A 14,180-nucleotide genomic window follows, 5' to 3' on the forward strand; every position below is an offset into this window, starting at 1 on the left:
CCCCATGACCAACCCCTTCGAGAACGACGACGCCCAGTACCTGGTCCTCGTCAACGACGAACTGCAGCACTCCCTCTGGCCGGTCTTCGCCGACGTCCCCGCCGGCTGGACCGTCGCCCTCCCGGCCGCGAGCCGCCAGGAGTGCCTCGATTACGTCGAGAGGAACTGGACGGACATGCGGCCCAAGAGCCTGGTCGACGCCATGGCCGAACAGTGACCGCCCCCGAGCCCCCGCTCCCTGTCCTCGACCGCCCCGGAACACCCCGTGAGGAGAACGACATGACGGACACCGCACCCGCCACCTCCCTGCGCGTCGGCCACGTCGAGCTGTACGTCGCCGACGCCGAGGCCTCCGCTTCGGCCTTCACCGACGGCTACGGCTTCCAGGTCTGCGCCACCGCCGAACGCGGCGGCCCCGAGGGCGCTTCCCGATCCCTGGCCCTGTGCCAGGGCGACATCGTCCTCGTGGTGACCCAGGCGCTCGACGACAGCCACCCGGCCGCCGCCTACGTGGCGCGGCACGGTGACGGCATAGCCGACATCGCGCTGACCGCCCACGACGCCCGCGAGGCCTTCGCCGACGCCGTCTCCCGCTCCGCCGTGCCCCTCGCCGAGCCCACCGAGCGGGAGGGCTGGGTCACCGCCGTCATCGCCGCCGGCTTCGACGACGTGCGCCACACCCTGGTCCAGCGGCCCGCCGACCGCACGGACACCGCCGTCCCGCTGCCCGGCTTCGAGCCGGTGGCCTCCTCCGCCGCCCCCGCGGGGCCGGCGCCGGTGGGCCTGACGGTCCTCGACCACGTCGCGGTCAGCGTCCCCATGGGCCGGCTGGCCGAGAGCACCGGCTACTACGAGCGGGTCTTCGGCTACGCGTCCGTGTACGAGGAGCTGATGGTCCAGGGCACCGAGGCCATGGACTCCAAGGCCGTCCGCAGCCCCGCCGGGGACCTCACCTTCACCGTCCTCGCGCCGAGCCCGGAGCACGACGCCGGTCACATCGGCGACTTCCTGGAGCGGCACGGCAGCGGCGGCGTGCACCACCTGGCCTTCGCCACCACCGACATCGTCACCGCCGTCGACCGGATGCGCGAGCGCGGCATCGTCTTCCTCGGCACCCCCGACACGTACTACGACCGGCTGGAGCGGCGCCTCCAGCTGAACCGCCACTCGATCGCCGAGCTGCGCAAGGGCCGCATCCTCGCCGACGAGGACCACGGCGGCCAGCTCTTCCAGATCTTCACGCGGACCGTCCACCCCAGGCGCACGCTCTTCTACGAGATCATCGAGCGCGCCGGCGCGGACAGCTTCGGCGGCGGCAACGTCCGCGCCCTGTACGAGGCCGTGCAGGCGGAGAAGGCCGAGCACGAGACCGCCGCGAACGCCGACGGGGAGACCGCGTGACCGACCCGGCACTCGCCGGCCTGTTCACCCCCGCCGACGCGGAGGCCCTGGCGGCGGCGGTCCTGCCCGCCGCCGTGGAGCGCTTCGTCGGCGGGGCGGCGGGCGCGGAACTCACGCTCCGCGCCAACCGCGCCGCGTTCGACCGGCTCCACCTCGTTCCCCGGGTGCTCGCGGACGTCTCGTCCGTCGACACCGCCCGCACCCTGCTCGGCACGGAGAGCGCCCTCCCGGTGGCCGTGGCCCCGATGGCGTACCAGAAGGCAGTGCACCCCGACGGCGAACTGGCCGCCGCCCGCGCCGCCCGGGACGCCGGCGTCCCGTTCACCGCCTGCACCTTCAGCAGCACCACCGTGGAGGACATCACCGCCACCGGCGCCACCGCCTGGTTCCAGCTGTACTGGCTGCGCGACCGCGGCCACACCGGGGAACTGCTGGAGCGCGCGGAGGCGGCCGGCTGCCGCGCCCTGATGCTGACCGTCGACACCCCGAGGATGGGACGCCGGGCGGCCGACATGCGAGGCGCCTTCGCCCTGCCCGACGGGGTGTCGCCCGTGCACTTCGGTCCCCGTCCGGACGGAGTGCCCCGCACTGCGAGCAGCGGCGTGAGCGCCATCGCCGCGCAGACCGCCGACGTCGTCGACCCGTCCCTCGGCTGGGCCGACCTGGACTGGCTGCGCGCGCGCACCCGGCTGCCACTGATCCTCAAGGGCGTGCTGGACCCCGACGACGCCGAGCGCGCCGTGGCCTGCGGTGCGGACGCGCTGGTGGTCTCCAACCACGGCGGACGCCAACTCGACGGCGCCCTGCCCGCGCTCGACGCCCTGCCCGCCGTGGCCGAGGCCGTCGCGGGACGGTGCGAGGTGCTCCTCGACAGCGGTGTCCGCAGCGGCACGGACGTCCTGAAGGCCCTCGCCCTCGGCGCGGACGGCGTGCTGCTGGGCCGCCCCGTGCTGTGGGGCCTGGCGGCCGGCGGGCACCAGGGCGTGCTCAGGGTCCTCCACCTGCTCGGCGAGGAACTGGAGTCGGCCCTCGCCCTGGCCGGCTGCCCGGACCTCGCCGCGGCGGCACGGCTGCGCACCGCCGCCGGCCCGGAAGGCGAACCGCGATGACCGAGTCGAGCACGGCCGTGGACGGCCTCGACCTCACCGCGCTGCACACCTCGGCGGGCGACCCGCTGCTCTCCTCGATGAACTTCCTCAACGAGATCGCGGGCCGCCACCCGGACGCGCTCTCCCTCGCCGCCGGCACACCGTACGAGGGTTTCCACGACGTCGAGGACGTCCACCGCGCGCTGCGGGTCTTCAGCGACCACCTGCGCATCGACCAGGGCTACAGTGAGGAGCGGGTCCGGCGCACCCTGCTCCAGTACGGACGCACCAAGGGCATCATCCACGAGCTGATCGCCCGCCAGCTGTCCGTGGACGAGGGCATCGACGTCGACCCGGAGGCCGTCCTCGTCACCACGGGCTGCCAGGAGGCGCTGTTCCTCACCCTGCGGCTGCTGCGCCGCGACGACCGTGACGTGCTGCTGGCCGTCACGCCCGCCTACGTCGGCGTCACCGGGGCGGCACGCCTGCTGGACCTGCCGGTGCACCCGGTCGCCGAGGGACCGGACGGCGTCGACCTGGACGACCTGCGGCGGCGCGTCGGCGAGGCCCGCGCCGCCGGACTGCGCCCGCGCGCCCTGTACGTCGTCCCCGACCACGCCAACCCCTCGGGCATCCGGATGCCGGAGCCGCTGCGCCGCGACCTCCTCGACCTCGCGGAACAGGAGGACGTCCTCCTCCTGGAGGACAACCCGTACGGCCTCTTCCCGCGCCGGGGACACCGGCTCCCGACCCTGAAGGCGCTGGACACCGCACGCCGTGTCGTCCACCTCGGTTCGCTGGCGAAGACGGTGTTCCCGGGGGTGCGGATCGGCTACGCGGTGGCCGACCAACCGGTCGATCCGGGGCCGTACCTGGCGGACCTGCTCGCCAGGGCCAAGAGCATGGTCACCGTCAACACCTCGCCGATCGCCCAGGCCGTGGCCGGGGGCAGGCTGCTGGAACACGGATGCAGCCTGGTCCGGGCCACCGAACGGGAGCGCGAGGTGTACCGGGAGGGCCTCGACCGGATCGTCGACGGACTGGCCCGCCGCTTCCCCGATCCGTCGGCGTCCGGGGTGAGCTGGAACAGCCCCGAGGGCGGCTTCTTCGTCGTCGTCGACGTGCCGTTCGACGTCACCGACGCGGTGCTGGAGCGCTCGGCCCGTGACCACCGTGTGCTGTGGACGCCGCTGCACCACTTCTACGACGCGGCGGCCTCGGGGACCGGAGCCGGGCCGTTGCGTCGTCTGCGCCTGTCGTGCAGCGCTCTCGGACCGGAGGACATCGAGGAGGCGCTCGACCGGTTCGCCGCCTTCGTACGCTCGGCCTGAGCGCGGCGCCGGCGGCACGTGGGCCTGCCACCGGCCCCGCACCCCGGCGCGGAACCCCGAGGCGCGGGCACCGCCCGTCCGACCCCGGGAGCTCCGTGCGCTCGAGGCCGTCCGGGGCCGGACCGGCGAGCGGCTGTCCCACCTGCCGATGGCCCGGATGGCCGGGGAACGGCTCCTCGATCGGCCCGGACCCGGCCGGCGGTGTCAGCGGTTCATGGCCGCCCAGAACTCGTCGAAGGACATCCTGCGGTCACCGTCGGTGTCGAGCGAGTCGATCAGTCCACGGGCCTCCGCCTCGGTGATCTCGCCGCCCTCCAGTTCCGCCACGACCTGCCGGTACTCCTCCGCGGTGACCAGACCGTCACCGTCCAGGTCGTAGCGCTCGAAGACACTCCGCGCCGCCTTTTCCACCCTGTCCGCCATGTGCGTCTTCCTTCCGCGATCTTCGCTGACGGCGCCAGCCTATCCACCGGTCTCCGGGCGACCGAGCGGGCCCGTCCTCCCCGCCCCGCGCCCCTGTCCGACGAGACACGATCGAGACGCCGGACAGCGGCACGGACCGGCGCACGGCCGAGCCCGTGCGCCGGTGGGCCGTGTCCACTGACGTGGTGGGCGAGTGGCCGCGGCACGCCGCCTCACCCGGCCGCGGCGAAGCCTGGTCCCGCGCACGCGCTGACAGGACGGGCTTCGTCCGTCGGCGAAGACCCGTATGCGGTCCGCTCCGGTGAGGACGCGGACGTCGGCGGTGCCGTTCGGCGCCGCCGGTCCAGGAAATCCGTCAGCCGGTCGTTCAGCTGTCCCGGTGCGGTGAGCGGCAGGGAGTGGTGGGTGGCTCCGGGAAGCAGGGTCACCTCGCCCCGCGGGAGCGTCCGGCGGGCTTTGACGGCGACCCCGGAGGCGTGGTGGGCGCGGCTGTGTTCTGCGAGCAGGACCAGGACCGGCACGCGGAGCTCGGCGGTCCGGGGGCGAGCGCCGACGACGAGCCTGCGGCCGGGGACGGTGGTGGCCGACGCGTAGAGGCGCTGCCAGGTTTCGTCCGGGCGGGTATCCGCCGTCTCCCAGGCCAGGAAGGCACGGGCACGGGCCTGGCTCGGGCGGATCAGGGCGGGCAGCGCCCGCAGCAGGCAGCGTTGCCCGGGCGCCGGCCCGCGAGCCGACGGCACGGCATCGGGGAACGGCTCGGCGCAGCGCGAGCGCTGCCCGCCGACCGCTGCGTACAGTGGACGGTGCAACCCCTGCCGGGCCTGCGGCACCCTGGTGCCGTGGCCGTCTGCCGGCTTGGCCGGCAGCAGGCGGAGGTGCGCCATGACATACGACCGTCCCTTCCCCTACGCCGTCGCCGGCCCGTTCGGTGCCGCACGGGAATGGCGGCGCGAGGCCGCGTGCGCGGGCGAGGACCCGGAGCTGTTCTTCCCGCTGGTCGAGCGGGAGGGCGATCCCCAGGTGATGAGGGCCCGTGCGGTGTGCCGCTGCTGCCCGGTCCTGCTCGCCTGCCGTCTCTGGGCCGTCAGGCACGGAGAGGACGCGGGCATCTGGGGTGCCACGACCGCCGCGCAGCGCCGTGCCATCCGACGGGCGCTGCGCGGCGAACGATAGGAGCGGGATCTCCGGAGAACGGTGAACGGTCGCTGCGGCCGGCCGGCGACGACCGGGAACGGTCGCCGCGGCAGGCCCGAGCCGCGGCCGACACCGCGGGCGGGCCCGAGGGGGCGTCATGGCGCCGGTTGCGGCAGCACGCGACCGGTGTCCGCACCGCGGTGTCGTCGGGCCGGGGGCGCTCAGCCGGGGGTGATACGGCCGCGCCAGGCTCCGGACTCGTCCCCCCGCCGCTCGATGTACTCCTTGAAGCGCCGCATGTCGCCCTTGACGCGCCGGTCGATCGTCCCCAGCATGTCCGCGGCCTTCTCCGCGACTCCGCTGGGTTCGACGTCCATCACGAGTTCCACTCGGGTGTGGCCGTCGTCCATGGGCTGGAAGCGGACTGTGCCCTTCTGCTGGATGTCACCGCTGGTGGTGCGCCAGGTGATCCGCTCGTCGGGGAGCTGGTCGACGATCTCGGTGTCGAACTCCCGTCGCACCCCGCCGATCTTGGTGGTCCAGTGGTTGTGGCGGGCGTCGATCTGTGTGATCTCCTCGACGCCCTCCATGAAGTTCGGGAACTGCTCGAACTGGGTCCACTGGTTGTAGGCGGTGCGGACCGGAACCTCGACTTCCACTGCTTCCTTGACCGTGCTCATATGCAGGCCTCCTTTCACGTCGCGGCGAGTACCCGGGAAGGCCGCGGCCTACCGTGTGCTCGCCGCGGAGGGGCCCGCGGGCCGCCGTCCTGGAAGCGGGTCTTCCCGCGGGCTCCGGCGGCGAGCCGCCGAAGTCACCGGCCGGCCGAGGTGATCCCTCGCCGCGTGCGGCCGCACCTCCGCCCCCGCTCGGCTTCCGTGAGGCGGGGGAGCGGATGCCCGAGCACGATGTGGACGTCTCCTGTGGGACGGCCCGTCACCGGTGCGGCGGGTTCGGACGGACATCAAGGATGCGTAATACTCTCCACATGAAGTCGAGTATTACGCCCGCGTGTGGTGGGATCGCCGTACGACGAGCCGTCGCCCGGGACGCCAAGCGGCTCACACGGCTCGTGCGCGGCTCGCGCGCCTACGAGGGCCGGTATGCGGCGATGGTCGCAGGCTACCGGGTCGGCCCCGACTACATCGAAGCCCATGAGGTCTTCGTGGCCGTCGGCACCGATGACCCCGCGGGCCGGGTGCTCGGTTTCTACTCGCTGGTCCTCGTGCCGCCGGAGCTGGACCTGCTCTTCGTCGCGGACGGGACGCAGGGCCGTGGCATCGGGCGGCTGCTCGTCGAGCACATGAAGGCCGAGGCACGGGCGGCAGGGCTGGACCGCGTCCGTGTGGTGTCCCATCCTCCGGCCGAGGGGTTTTACCGCAAGGTGGGCGCGCTGCTCACCGGGACCGCCTCGGCGAACCCGCCCGCGGTGGCGTGGGACCGGCCCGAGCTGGAGTTCTCGATCCCGTGAGCTCTTTCGGCGTCGCCGCTCCGGGGAGAGGACGGCCGCGTCGATCGACCGCGCCCTCGTCCTCGTTCCGGACCGCACGGGCGAAGTGCCCTTCCGTGCCCACCCGTTCCCGGTGAGGCTGCGGGTCGTCGCGGACGCCGGGACCCGCCTGGCGAGGGTGCCTGCTCCGGCACCCTCGGCCCGCACGGCCGCCGGCCCGTCGCCCCACCGCCTTCGCCGTACAGGCCGCGCGCGGTGCCGGCCGTGATGAACTCCGGGAGACGGCCGGCGCCGCCCCGCGCGACCGGCCACTCTCCCGAGCCCTGCCCGGCGTGTGCCTCGTCCGGCTCCGCAGCCGCCTGGTCCTCCGATCCGGCCGTCCGCGCACGGAACGGTCTGCGCGCCCCGACCCACCCGTTGACGGGTGCCGGACTTCGGCGTGGCCGGATGCGGGCGACCCGCGCGGTGCCCGGCATGACAAGCTGTGCTTTCACCGCCCGACCCCAGGAGGTCACCATGACCGCAGATTCCCCCTCGCAAGAAGGTCCGGAGACGGCCGGTGCCGAAAGCGGCGCCCTGGCGCCTGACGGCGACGGCCAGTACGACCTGAAGGGCAAATTCCGGGAGGCCCTGGCGCGCAAGCGGGACAAGCAGGCGCAGGCCGCGGCCCGCGCCGCGAACACCGACGGGTCGAAGGTCCGCGGCGCGCACGGCCCGGCTGCGAGCCAGCGGTCGTTCCGGCGGAAGAGCGGCGGCTGAGTCCGAACCGCCGCCGGAGGGGACTCGGCGAGACACCGCTCGGCCGTCTTGCCGACGATGTCGAGCCGGGTCCCCTCCGGGCGTGTTCGGCCACGGACGCGTACGGGCACGACTCCTCGTGCAAGGGCAGGGCCGTATGTCAGGCAGGGACGATCCGTCCGTCGTCGACGCGGAAGTCCTCGATCGGTGAGCAGCCGATCGAGGGCGTGATCAGCAGGCTGACGGCGACCGGTGCGGGCTCCGTACCGGAGGTGGAGAACGCGCACACCGCGTGGCGGCCGGTCAGCGGGAACCAGAACCAGGAATCCGCCTCGCCCACCGGAGCACGGTCCGATTCTCTCCACGCGCCGTCCTCGAAGGTGAAGACCTGGAGACGCACGGATGCCGCGAGCGGATCGGTCCGCGACCTCACAGCGGTGAGTGTGAACCTGAAGTCCCTGCCCAGGACCGATGTGGCGATCCGTCGGCGCTCCGTCGTCCGAGGCTCGGTCTGCGCCTCCTTCCCCTGACCGGCCGTCGGACGGGCTTGCGGGTCGGCCGGGGACGGGTGCGGAGGGCCGCCGGCGGTCGCGCCGATCGTGGCCGCGACGGCCGTGGCGGTGGCCGCCAGGGCGACGCCCCAGCTGGTGAGCGGGCGAAAGTTCTTGATCATGACGTCTCCACGTGTGGTGAGGGCTGCGCGTTCCCGAGGCGCCGCGCACCGTCTCCGGATCGGCGCATCTCACGGTCGGGCGGGGGTCATGCCGGCATCGGTCCGGATGACGCGCCTCCGCCCGGCGGCTCGGGGACGGTGATCAGGACGGGCCCGCGACGGGGACGGTCCGATACCCGGCGCGGGTGGGAGCCGTTGCTCTCGTCGACTGCGTCCCGGGCGGCGTCGACACCACTCGGCGCGGCTACTTGCCCAGGAAGGACGAGGAGGCGGGCGTCGGCGCTCCGGACGGACCGCGACCGTCCTCGGCCCGGTGAGACCGCACGCCGGAGACCTCGAACGTGAATTGCCAGGTCGCCGGCGTCAACACCCGCTGCGTCACCTGGCCACGAGCCTCACGGAACGCCCCGGTGCCGCCGGTGATCGCGTTGACGCCCGGGACCGGTACCGGAATTCCGGTTTGCTCACCCTGGAGGGTGATCCGGCCCCCCGGCAGCACCGCGGTCGACGCGCATTGCCCCGTGTCGTGTTCGAGGTCGGTGATGACGCAGAACCCGCCGATGCGCCCGACGAGGCGTTCCTCGGACCCCTCGGCCGACATCAGGTTCCCGCTGAAGACGAACTGGTCGCCGACGCTGCGGCCCGTTGCGCCCAGATCGAGCTCCTCGCCGACCCGCAACCGAGCCTCCACGCGGATGGTGCGGCTTTCCGCCGAGGGGCCGTCGTCGGGGTGGGCTGTCGCAGCCGGGGCCGTCTCCCGGGGGACCACGTCGGCCGACGCGGCCGTGATGACGGCGAGTCCGGCGGAGCAGCCGAGAACCGCGACGGCGAGGAAGATGAAGGGCCGGCCGGCGAAGCCCATGGTCGCCTCCGTGTGCGGGGGAATGAACGGGACGTACGAGAAGGCCCGTCGAATCACCGGGAAAGTTCGTCATGTTCACTCTGACAGTGACGCATCTCGTCCGAATTCATCACATGACGGACCCTCTGTCTGACGGCAACGCTAAGGACAGCCGTGGTGACGTGCTCGTCAGGAGGACGAAAACGGGGCCATCGGGGTGCATTTCCCGGAGCGAGGGGAAGAGGCTTCGCACGCAGCGGATCCGCCCGGCCGACGGCGACACCGCGGTGACCGCGCCGCCTTCCCGGACGCCGGATGCGGCGTCACCCGCCTCGCCCGGGTCCTGCGAGACCCTCCCGTCGAGCTGGTGAGGCGGGGCCGGGGAGACCGGCCGATGCGGTCGTCCGAACCGTCGGCCTGCCCGGTCCGGGGCCGAGGAGCGTCGTCAAGCGGTGTCCAGACCGTGCACGGTGGTCAGGCCGGCGAGTCCGGAGACTTCCAGTACGGGTGCCAGGAGCGGGGTGGCGATCAGCTCGATGCGATCGATGTGGCGGAAGAGGATGCTCAGACCGGCGCTGTCGAGGTACTCGATCCCGGTCAGATCGATGACGAGCGGACCCTCCGTGGTCTCGATCGCGGTGGCGAGCGTGTCGGTGTTGCTCATGTCTATCTCACCCACGGCCGTCAACTGGGTGACGCCGTCGGGCCGTCGACTGGGAGTCAAGGTCAGGAGCGTGGTCATGTGGCGATCCTCGTGTGCATGTCGACGGTGGTACCGGCGGCGCCGGAGGTGATGGTGACCTGGTGCATCAGCGCCCGCATCAGCGCCACGCCACGGCCACGGTGGGTGTTGGCCTCGGGCTGGGGCGTCTTCCAGCGGCCGGTGTCGGCGACGGTGAGGCGCAGGTCGTCGACCAGTGCCTCGGCACGGAGCCGGACCGTGTCGCCGGGGGCGTCCCGGTGACCGTGCTCGATGGCGTTGGCGCAGGCCTCCCCTGCTGCCACCAGCACGTTCTGGACGGTGTGCGGGGGGAGCTCGCACTGGGCGAGCCAGCTGCGCAGGGCCTTGCGGACCGGCGCCAGCTGCGCGGACTCGGCGGGAAAGGACACCTCCAGCGGCGCCGGGTGCCGGTACAGCAGGAGCGCCACGTCGTCGTCGTAACCGCCGGCGGGCGCCAGCTGCGTCATGACCTGGGTGGCGAGGTCGTCGACCGCGACGTCGCGGCCGGCCTGCACGGCTTCGCCGGCCTGGTCGATGCCGGCCGTCAGAGGACGGCGCCGGCGCTCCACGAGTCCGTCGGTGTACAGCAGGAGGGTGGCACGAGCGGGTACGGTGCAGGTGCCTTCGGGGCGGTTCCGGCCGGGACGCACGGCCAGCGGCACGGAGCGTCCCTCGTCGAGGAGGACGGTGGTGCCGTCGGGGTGGGTGAGGATGCCCGGCGGGTGTCCGGCACTGGAGTAGGTGAGGCTGCCGGTGTCCGGGTCGAGGACCCCGCAGAACACGGTGGTGCACATGGCGCCGGGGACCCCGGCGGCGAAGCGGTCCAGGGCCATCAGGGTCTGCGCGGGGCTGGAGTCCTGGAGCAGCAGGGCACGGCAGGCACTGCGCAGCTGACCCATGACGGTGGCGGCTTCGAGACCGCGTCCGACGCAGTCGCCGACGACGATGCCGATGCGCCCGTCCTGGAGCCGGACGGTGTCGTACCAGTCGCCGCCGACCTCCAGGGGACGGGTGGCGGGTTCGTAGCGGACGGCGAAGCCGTCGGGGAGGTCGGCCGGACCGAGGATGGAACGTTGCAGGGCGAGAGCCGTCTCGCGCTGCTGGTCGATCTGGTGGGCGCGGGACAGACCTTGGGCGAGCTGTCCGGCCAGGAGGGACAGCAGCAGCTGGTCCTCGCCGGTGAAGGGCCGGTGGTCACCGAGATCGATCCACACCACCATGGTTCCTTCCGGGTGGCCGACCGTGATGCCGGCTCCGGTGGCGTCGTCGACGGGCGTCAGCAGGGGCTGGTCCAGCCATGCGGACAACTGCTCCCGGCGCTCGGCGGGCAGGTCCTGCCAGCGCAGACCGGCCTCGGTCGCCGTCACCGACACCTCCTGGTCGGCGGTCGCCACGGCGGCCAGCACACGCTCGGCACGCCACAGCTCCTTCAGCTCCTTCAGGGAGCCGTCGAGGGCCTCCGTCAAGCTGGTCGCCTGGGTCAGCCGCATGCTCAGGGAGGCCTGGGCGCTCTTGCGCTGGACGGCGTAGTGCTCGGCGGTGACGTCACGGAAGGTCCCGACGGTCACCCGGCGCCCGGTGTCCGGGTCCTGCGCCTGGTTGAAGGTGGCCGTGACCCACAGCCGGTGCCCGTCCTGGTGTGTCACGGGAATGGTGTAGGAGCCCTTGGGATCGTTCAGCACCTGCGAGAAGGCGTCGTCGACCTCGCGATGCGCGTCGGGATCGGTCTCGGCGTCCGGCCACCAGGGGTGGATCGGCCGGTAGGGGAGACCCTCGGGGCCGTAGCCGAGGATGTCGGTGAAGGCCGCGTTGATCTCGACGACGGCGCCCTCCTCGTCGCAGACGAAGAACGCCTCCTGCAGGGAGTCCACCAGCGCCTTGCGCCAGCGTGCCTGATGGTTGCGCAGCCGGGCCAGTTCGACGTTGGCCCTCACCCGGGCGAGCAGCTCGGCCGCGGCGAACGGCTTGACGAGGTAGTCGTCGGCGCCGGCCTGCAGGCCCTCGATGGACGCCTCCTGCCCGGCCCGTGCGGACAGCAGCACCACCGGCACCGACACGGTCCGCGGATCGGTGCGCAGCGCCGCCACGAGGCCGAGCCCGTCCAGGCCCGGCATCATCACGTCGCTGATCACCAGGTCGGGAGCGTCGGCACGGACCGCCTGCAACGCCGCCAGGCCGTCCTCGGCGGTGTCCACCTGGTACCCCGCGCCGTCCAGGAGCCGCGTGAGGTATTCACGCATGTCGGCGTTGTCGTCGACGACGAGCACACGCGCCGGGACGGCGGGAGCGGTGACGCGGCCCGAGAGGTCCGCCGCCGTCGCCGTCGTGCGCGCGTCCGCGGCGCCCTCGCCCGGCAGCCAGCGCAGCGCCTCCTGCACGTAGGGGTCCGCGGCCGTCACCCCACGGCCGCCCTCGGCCGGTGCGAGGGCATCGGGGGGCAGGTGGGACGTGCCGAACGGCAGACGGACGGTGAAGCGGGTGCCCTCGCCCTCGGTGCTGTCGGCGGCGATGGTGCCGCCGTTCAGGCCGATCAGTTCCTTGACCAGGGCCAGTCCGATGCCACTGCCCTCGTGGGAGCGGGAGCGGGCGTTCTCTATGCGGTGGAACCGCTCGAACAGCCGCGGCATCTCTTCCCGGGGCACTCCGATGCCGGTGTCGGCGACGGTGACGACGGCGTGCGTGTCCCGGGCCCGTACGGTGACGTCGATCGAGCCCTCGAAGGTGAACTTCAGCGCGTTGCTCAGCAGGTTCAGGACCACCTTCTCCCACATCTCGCGGTCGACGTACACCGGCTCGGGAAGCCGGTCGCAGTCGATGCGGAAGTCCAGGCCGGCCTTGTCGACGGCGGACCGGAACACGCTGGCCAGGTCGGCGGTGACCTGGGACAGGTCGACCGGCTCGTAACGGGCCCGCATCCGGCCGGCCTCGATGCGGGAGAAGTCCAGCAGGGAGTTGACCAGCTTGCCCAGCCGCAGTCCGTTGCGGTGGACGACCTCCAGTTCCTCCCGCACCTGGGCGTCGGCGTCCGCCAGCCGGGAACGCAGCTCCTCCACCGGCCCCATGATCAAATTCAGGGGGGTGCGGAACTCGTGGCTGATGTTCGAGAAGAAGGCGGTCTTGGCCCGGTCCAGCTCCGCGAGCTCCTCGGCCCGCCGCTGCTGCGCCTCGTAGTTGCGGGCGCTGGCGATCCCCGCCGCGAGGTGACCGGCGGTGAGCTCGAGGAAACCGCGGTAGGCGTCGTCCAGGACCCGGTACCGGTTCAGGCCGGCCACCAGGAATCCGTAGGGGAGGCCGCCCTGTTGCAGCAGCGGCAGCACCAGTGCCTGCGAGGGGGGCTGCTGCCAGTCACCGGCCGGGAGGAGACCGCCGGACGGGACATCGTCGAGCGGCACCAGCACGGCCTCACCGTGCTTCAGCGACGCCACGGGCCACGTGCCGGATCCGTCGGGCGGCAGGGTGTCGAGGGCGGCCGGGTGGCCCGCGGCCGGTCCGGTGGTGTCAGCCAGGCGGGCGGTGCCGTCGGTCTCCAGGAGGTACGTCAGCGTGAAGGGGAGGTCGCGCTTGTTCCGGGCCAGCTGCTGGTGGGCGAAGGCCAGCCACTCCTGCTCGGTGCGGACCACACTGGGATCGGAGCCGAGGTCGCGCAGGGTCGCCATCCGGCGCTCGCCGATGACGCGCTCGGTCTCCTCGCTGACCACGCACAACATGCCGACCACCGTGCCGAAGTCGTCGCGCAGCGGACTGTAGCTGAAGGTGTGGTAGCTCTCCTCCGGGTAGCCGGACCGTTCCAGGAACAGCAGCAGCCCCTCGTCCCAGGTCGCCTCGCCCGTGGTCATCACGGTGTCGATCCGCGGACCGATGTCCTCCCAGATCTCCGCCCACACCTCATGGGCAGGCCGCCCCAGCGCCCACGGGTACTTGGCGCCCAGAGTGTCGCGTCGGTAGGCGGCGTTGCAGAAGAACGTGAGTTCCGGGCCCCACGCCATCCACATCGAGAACCGGGACGACAGCAGGATGCTCACCGCGGTCCGCAGGCTCTGCGGCCACTGCTCCGGCGAACCCAGCGGGGTCGTCGACCAGTCCACCCGGGCAAGGTCCGGGCCGACCTCCTCGTCGGCAGTGAACACGTCTGCCCCCGGCGCTGCCACGATCTCGTGCGCAGCGTCTTCCGAACGCCCCACTGGACACCCTTTCCCTCGCACCGCCCGGGCGGGCGGTCGTCTCGACGCCTCGGCCGGGCGACTCCGTCCCACCCTGCCGAGCGCCCGCACCGTCCTGGGACGACACCGGGGGAGGACACCCGGCCCGCCCCACCGCTGTCGCGGCTCGCAGGGGGCCGCCCGTCGCGTACGACGACTTCGTAGGATAGGCCAGTCGCCG

14 protein-coding genes are annotated in these 14,180 nt (G+C 72.8%); 7 read left to right on the forward strand and 7 right to left on the reverse strand.

Features of this window, described 5'->3' with window-relative positions; all coding sequences use genetic code 11:
* Nucleotides 1-4 precede the first annotated feature (4 nt).
* The 4 genes from ACZ8ZB_RS32905 (at nucleotide 5) to ACZ8ZB_RS32920 (ending at nucleotide 3,820) form a co-directional block, all read left to right on the forward strand.
* Nucleotides 5-217: an MbtH family protein gene (locus tag ACZ8ZB_RS32905; protein WP_470741215.1), complete on the forward strand. Its 213-nt coding sequence runs from the start codon at nucleotides 5-7 to the stop codon at nucleotides 215-217.
* 62 nt (nucleotides 218-279) lie between these two features.
* Nucleotides 280-1,401 carry a 4-hydroxyphenylpyruvate dioxygenase gene (gene hppD, locus ACZ8ZB_RS32910; RefSeq protein WP_470741216.1) on the forward strand — a complete coding sequence of 374 codons (1,122 nt, stop codon included), beginning with the start codon at nucleotides 280-282 and terminating at the stop codon, nucleotides 1,399-1,401.
* Nucleotides 1,398-2,510, forward strand: a complete 1,113-nt coding sequence (locus tag ACZ8ZB_RS32915) for an alpha-hydroxy acid oxidase (protein WP_470741217.1) — start codon at nucleotides 1,398-1,400, stop codon at nucleotides 2,508-2,510. The genes hppD and ACZ8ZB_RS32915 overlap by 4 nt, the downstream gene beginning before the upstream one ends.
* Nucleotides 2,507-3,820: an aminotransferase-like domain-containing protein gene (locus ACZ8ZB_RS32920; protein WP_470741218.1), complete on the forward strand. Its 1,314-nt coding sequence runs from the start codon at nucleotides 2,507-2,509 to the stop codon at nucleotides 3,818-3,820. The genes ACZ8ZB_RS32915 and ACZ8ZB_RS32920 overlap by 4 nt, the downstream gene beginning before the upstream one ends.
* 204 nt (nucleotides 3,821-4,024) lie before the next feature.
* Here ACZ8ZB_RS32920 and ACZ8ZB_RS32925 read toward each other — a convergent pair whose 3' ends face one another.
* Together ACZ8ZB_RS32925 and ACZ8ZB_RS32930 are read right to left on the reverse strand one after the other, a co-directional pair.
* Nucleotides 4,025-4,243: an EF-hand domain-containing protein gene (locus ACZ8ZB_RS32925; RefSeq protein ID WP_470741219.1), complete on the reverse strand. Its 219-nt coding sequence runs from the start codon at nucleotides 4,241-4,243 to the stop codon at nucleotides 4,025-4,027.
* Between the two features lie 212 nt (nucleotides 4,244-4,455).
* Nucleotides 4,456-5,127 (reverse strand): alpha/beta fold hydrolase, encoded by a 672-nt coding sequence (locus tag ACZ8ZB_RS32930; RefSeq protein WP_470741220.1) that lies wholly within the window; start codon nucleotides 5,125-5,127, stop codon nucleotides 4,456-4,458.
* Here ACZ8ZB_RS32930 and ACZ8ZB_RS32935 point away from each other — a divergent pair.
* The gene (locus ACZ8ZB_RS32935) at nucleotides 5,126-5,416 is read left to right on the forward strand and encodes a WhiB family transcriptional regulator (RefSeq protein ID WP_470741221.1); all 291 of its coding nucleotides are present in this window, start codon (nucleotides 5,126-5,128) and stop codon (nucleotides 5,414-5,416) included. The genes ACZ8ZB_RS32930 and ACZ8ZB_RS32935 overlap by 2 nt on opposite strands.
* A gap of 182 nt (nucleotides 5,417-5,598) precedes the next feature.
* Here ACZ8ZB_RS32935 and ACZ8ZB_RS32940 read toward each other — a convergent pair whose 3' ends face one another.
* Entirely contained in the window at nucleotides 5,599-6,057 is a 459-nt protein-coding gene (locus ACZ8ZB_RS32940) for an SRPBCC family protein (protein WP_470741222.1), read from the reverse strand.
* 308 nt (nucleotides 6,058-6,365) lie between these two features.
* Between ACZ8ZB_RS32940 and ACZ8ZB_RS32945 the strand changes: the two genes are divergently transcribed.
* Nucleotides 6,366-6,848, forward strand: a complete 483-nt coding sequence (locus tag ACZ8ZB_RS32945; RefSeq protein WP_470741223.1) for a GNAT family N-acetyltransferase — start codon at nucleotides 6,366-6,368, stop codon at nucleotides 6,846-6,848.
* A gap of 495 nt (nucleotides 6,849-7,343) precedes the next feature.
* A complete protein-coding gene (locus ACZ8ZB_RS32950; RefSeq protein WP_470741224.1) occupies nucleotides 7,344-7,586 on the forward strand; it encodes a DUF5302 domain-containing protein in 243 nt (80 codons plus the stop codon).
* A gap of 139 nt (nucleotides 7,587-7,725) precedes the next feature.
* Here ACZ8ZB_RS32950 and ACZ8ZB_RS32955 read toward each other — a convergent pair whose 3' ends face one another.
* The 4 genes from ACZ8ZB_RS32955 to ACZ8ZB_RS32970 form a co-directional block, all read right to left on the reverse strand.
* Complete coding sequence (locus tag ACZ8ZB_RS32955; protein ID WP_470741225.1) at nucleotides 7,726-8,238, reverse strand: hypothetical protein; 513 nt, start codon at nucleotides 8,236-8,238, stop codon at nucleotides 7,726-7,728.
* A gap of 244 nt (nucleotides 8,239-8,482) precedes the next feature.
* Complete coding sequence (locus ACZ8ZB_RS32960; protein ID WP_470741226.1) at nucleotides 8,483-9,100, reverse strand: dirigent protein; 618 nt, start codon at nucleotides 9,098-9,100, stop codon at nucleotides 8,483-8,485.
* A 424-nt stretch (nucleotides 9,101-9,524) separates the two neighbouring features.
* Nucleotides 9,525-9,821: an STAS domain-containing protein gene (locus tag ACZ8ZB_RS32965; RefSeq protein WP_381221492.1), complete on the reverse strand. Its 297-nt coding sequence runs from the start codon at nucleotides 9,819-9,821 to the stop codon at nucleotides 9,525-9,527.
* Entirely contained in the window at nucleotides 9,818-13,981 is a 4,164-nt protein-coding gene (locus tag ACZ8ZB_RS32970; RefSeq protein ID WP_470741227.1) for a SpoIIE family protein phosphatase, read from the reverse strand. Before ACZ8ZB_RS32970 ends, ACZ8ZB_RS32965 begins: the two co-directional genes overlap by 4 nt.
* Nucleotides 13,982-14,180 lie beyond the last annotated feature (199 nt).

The organism is Streptomyces sp. 12E, assembly GCF_055633275.1.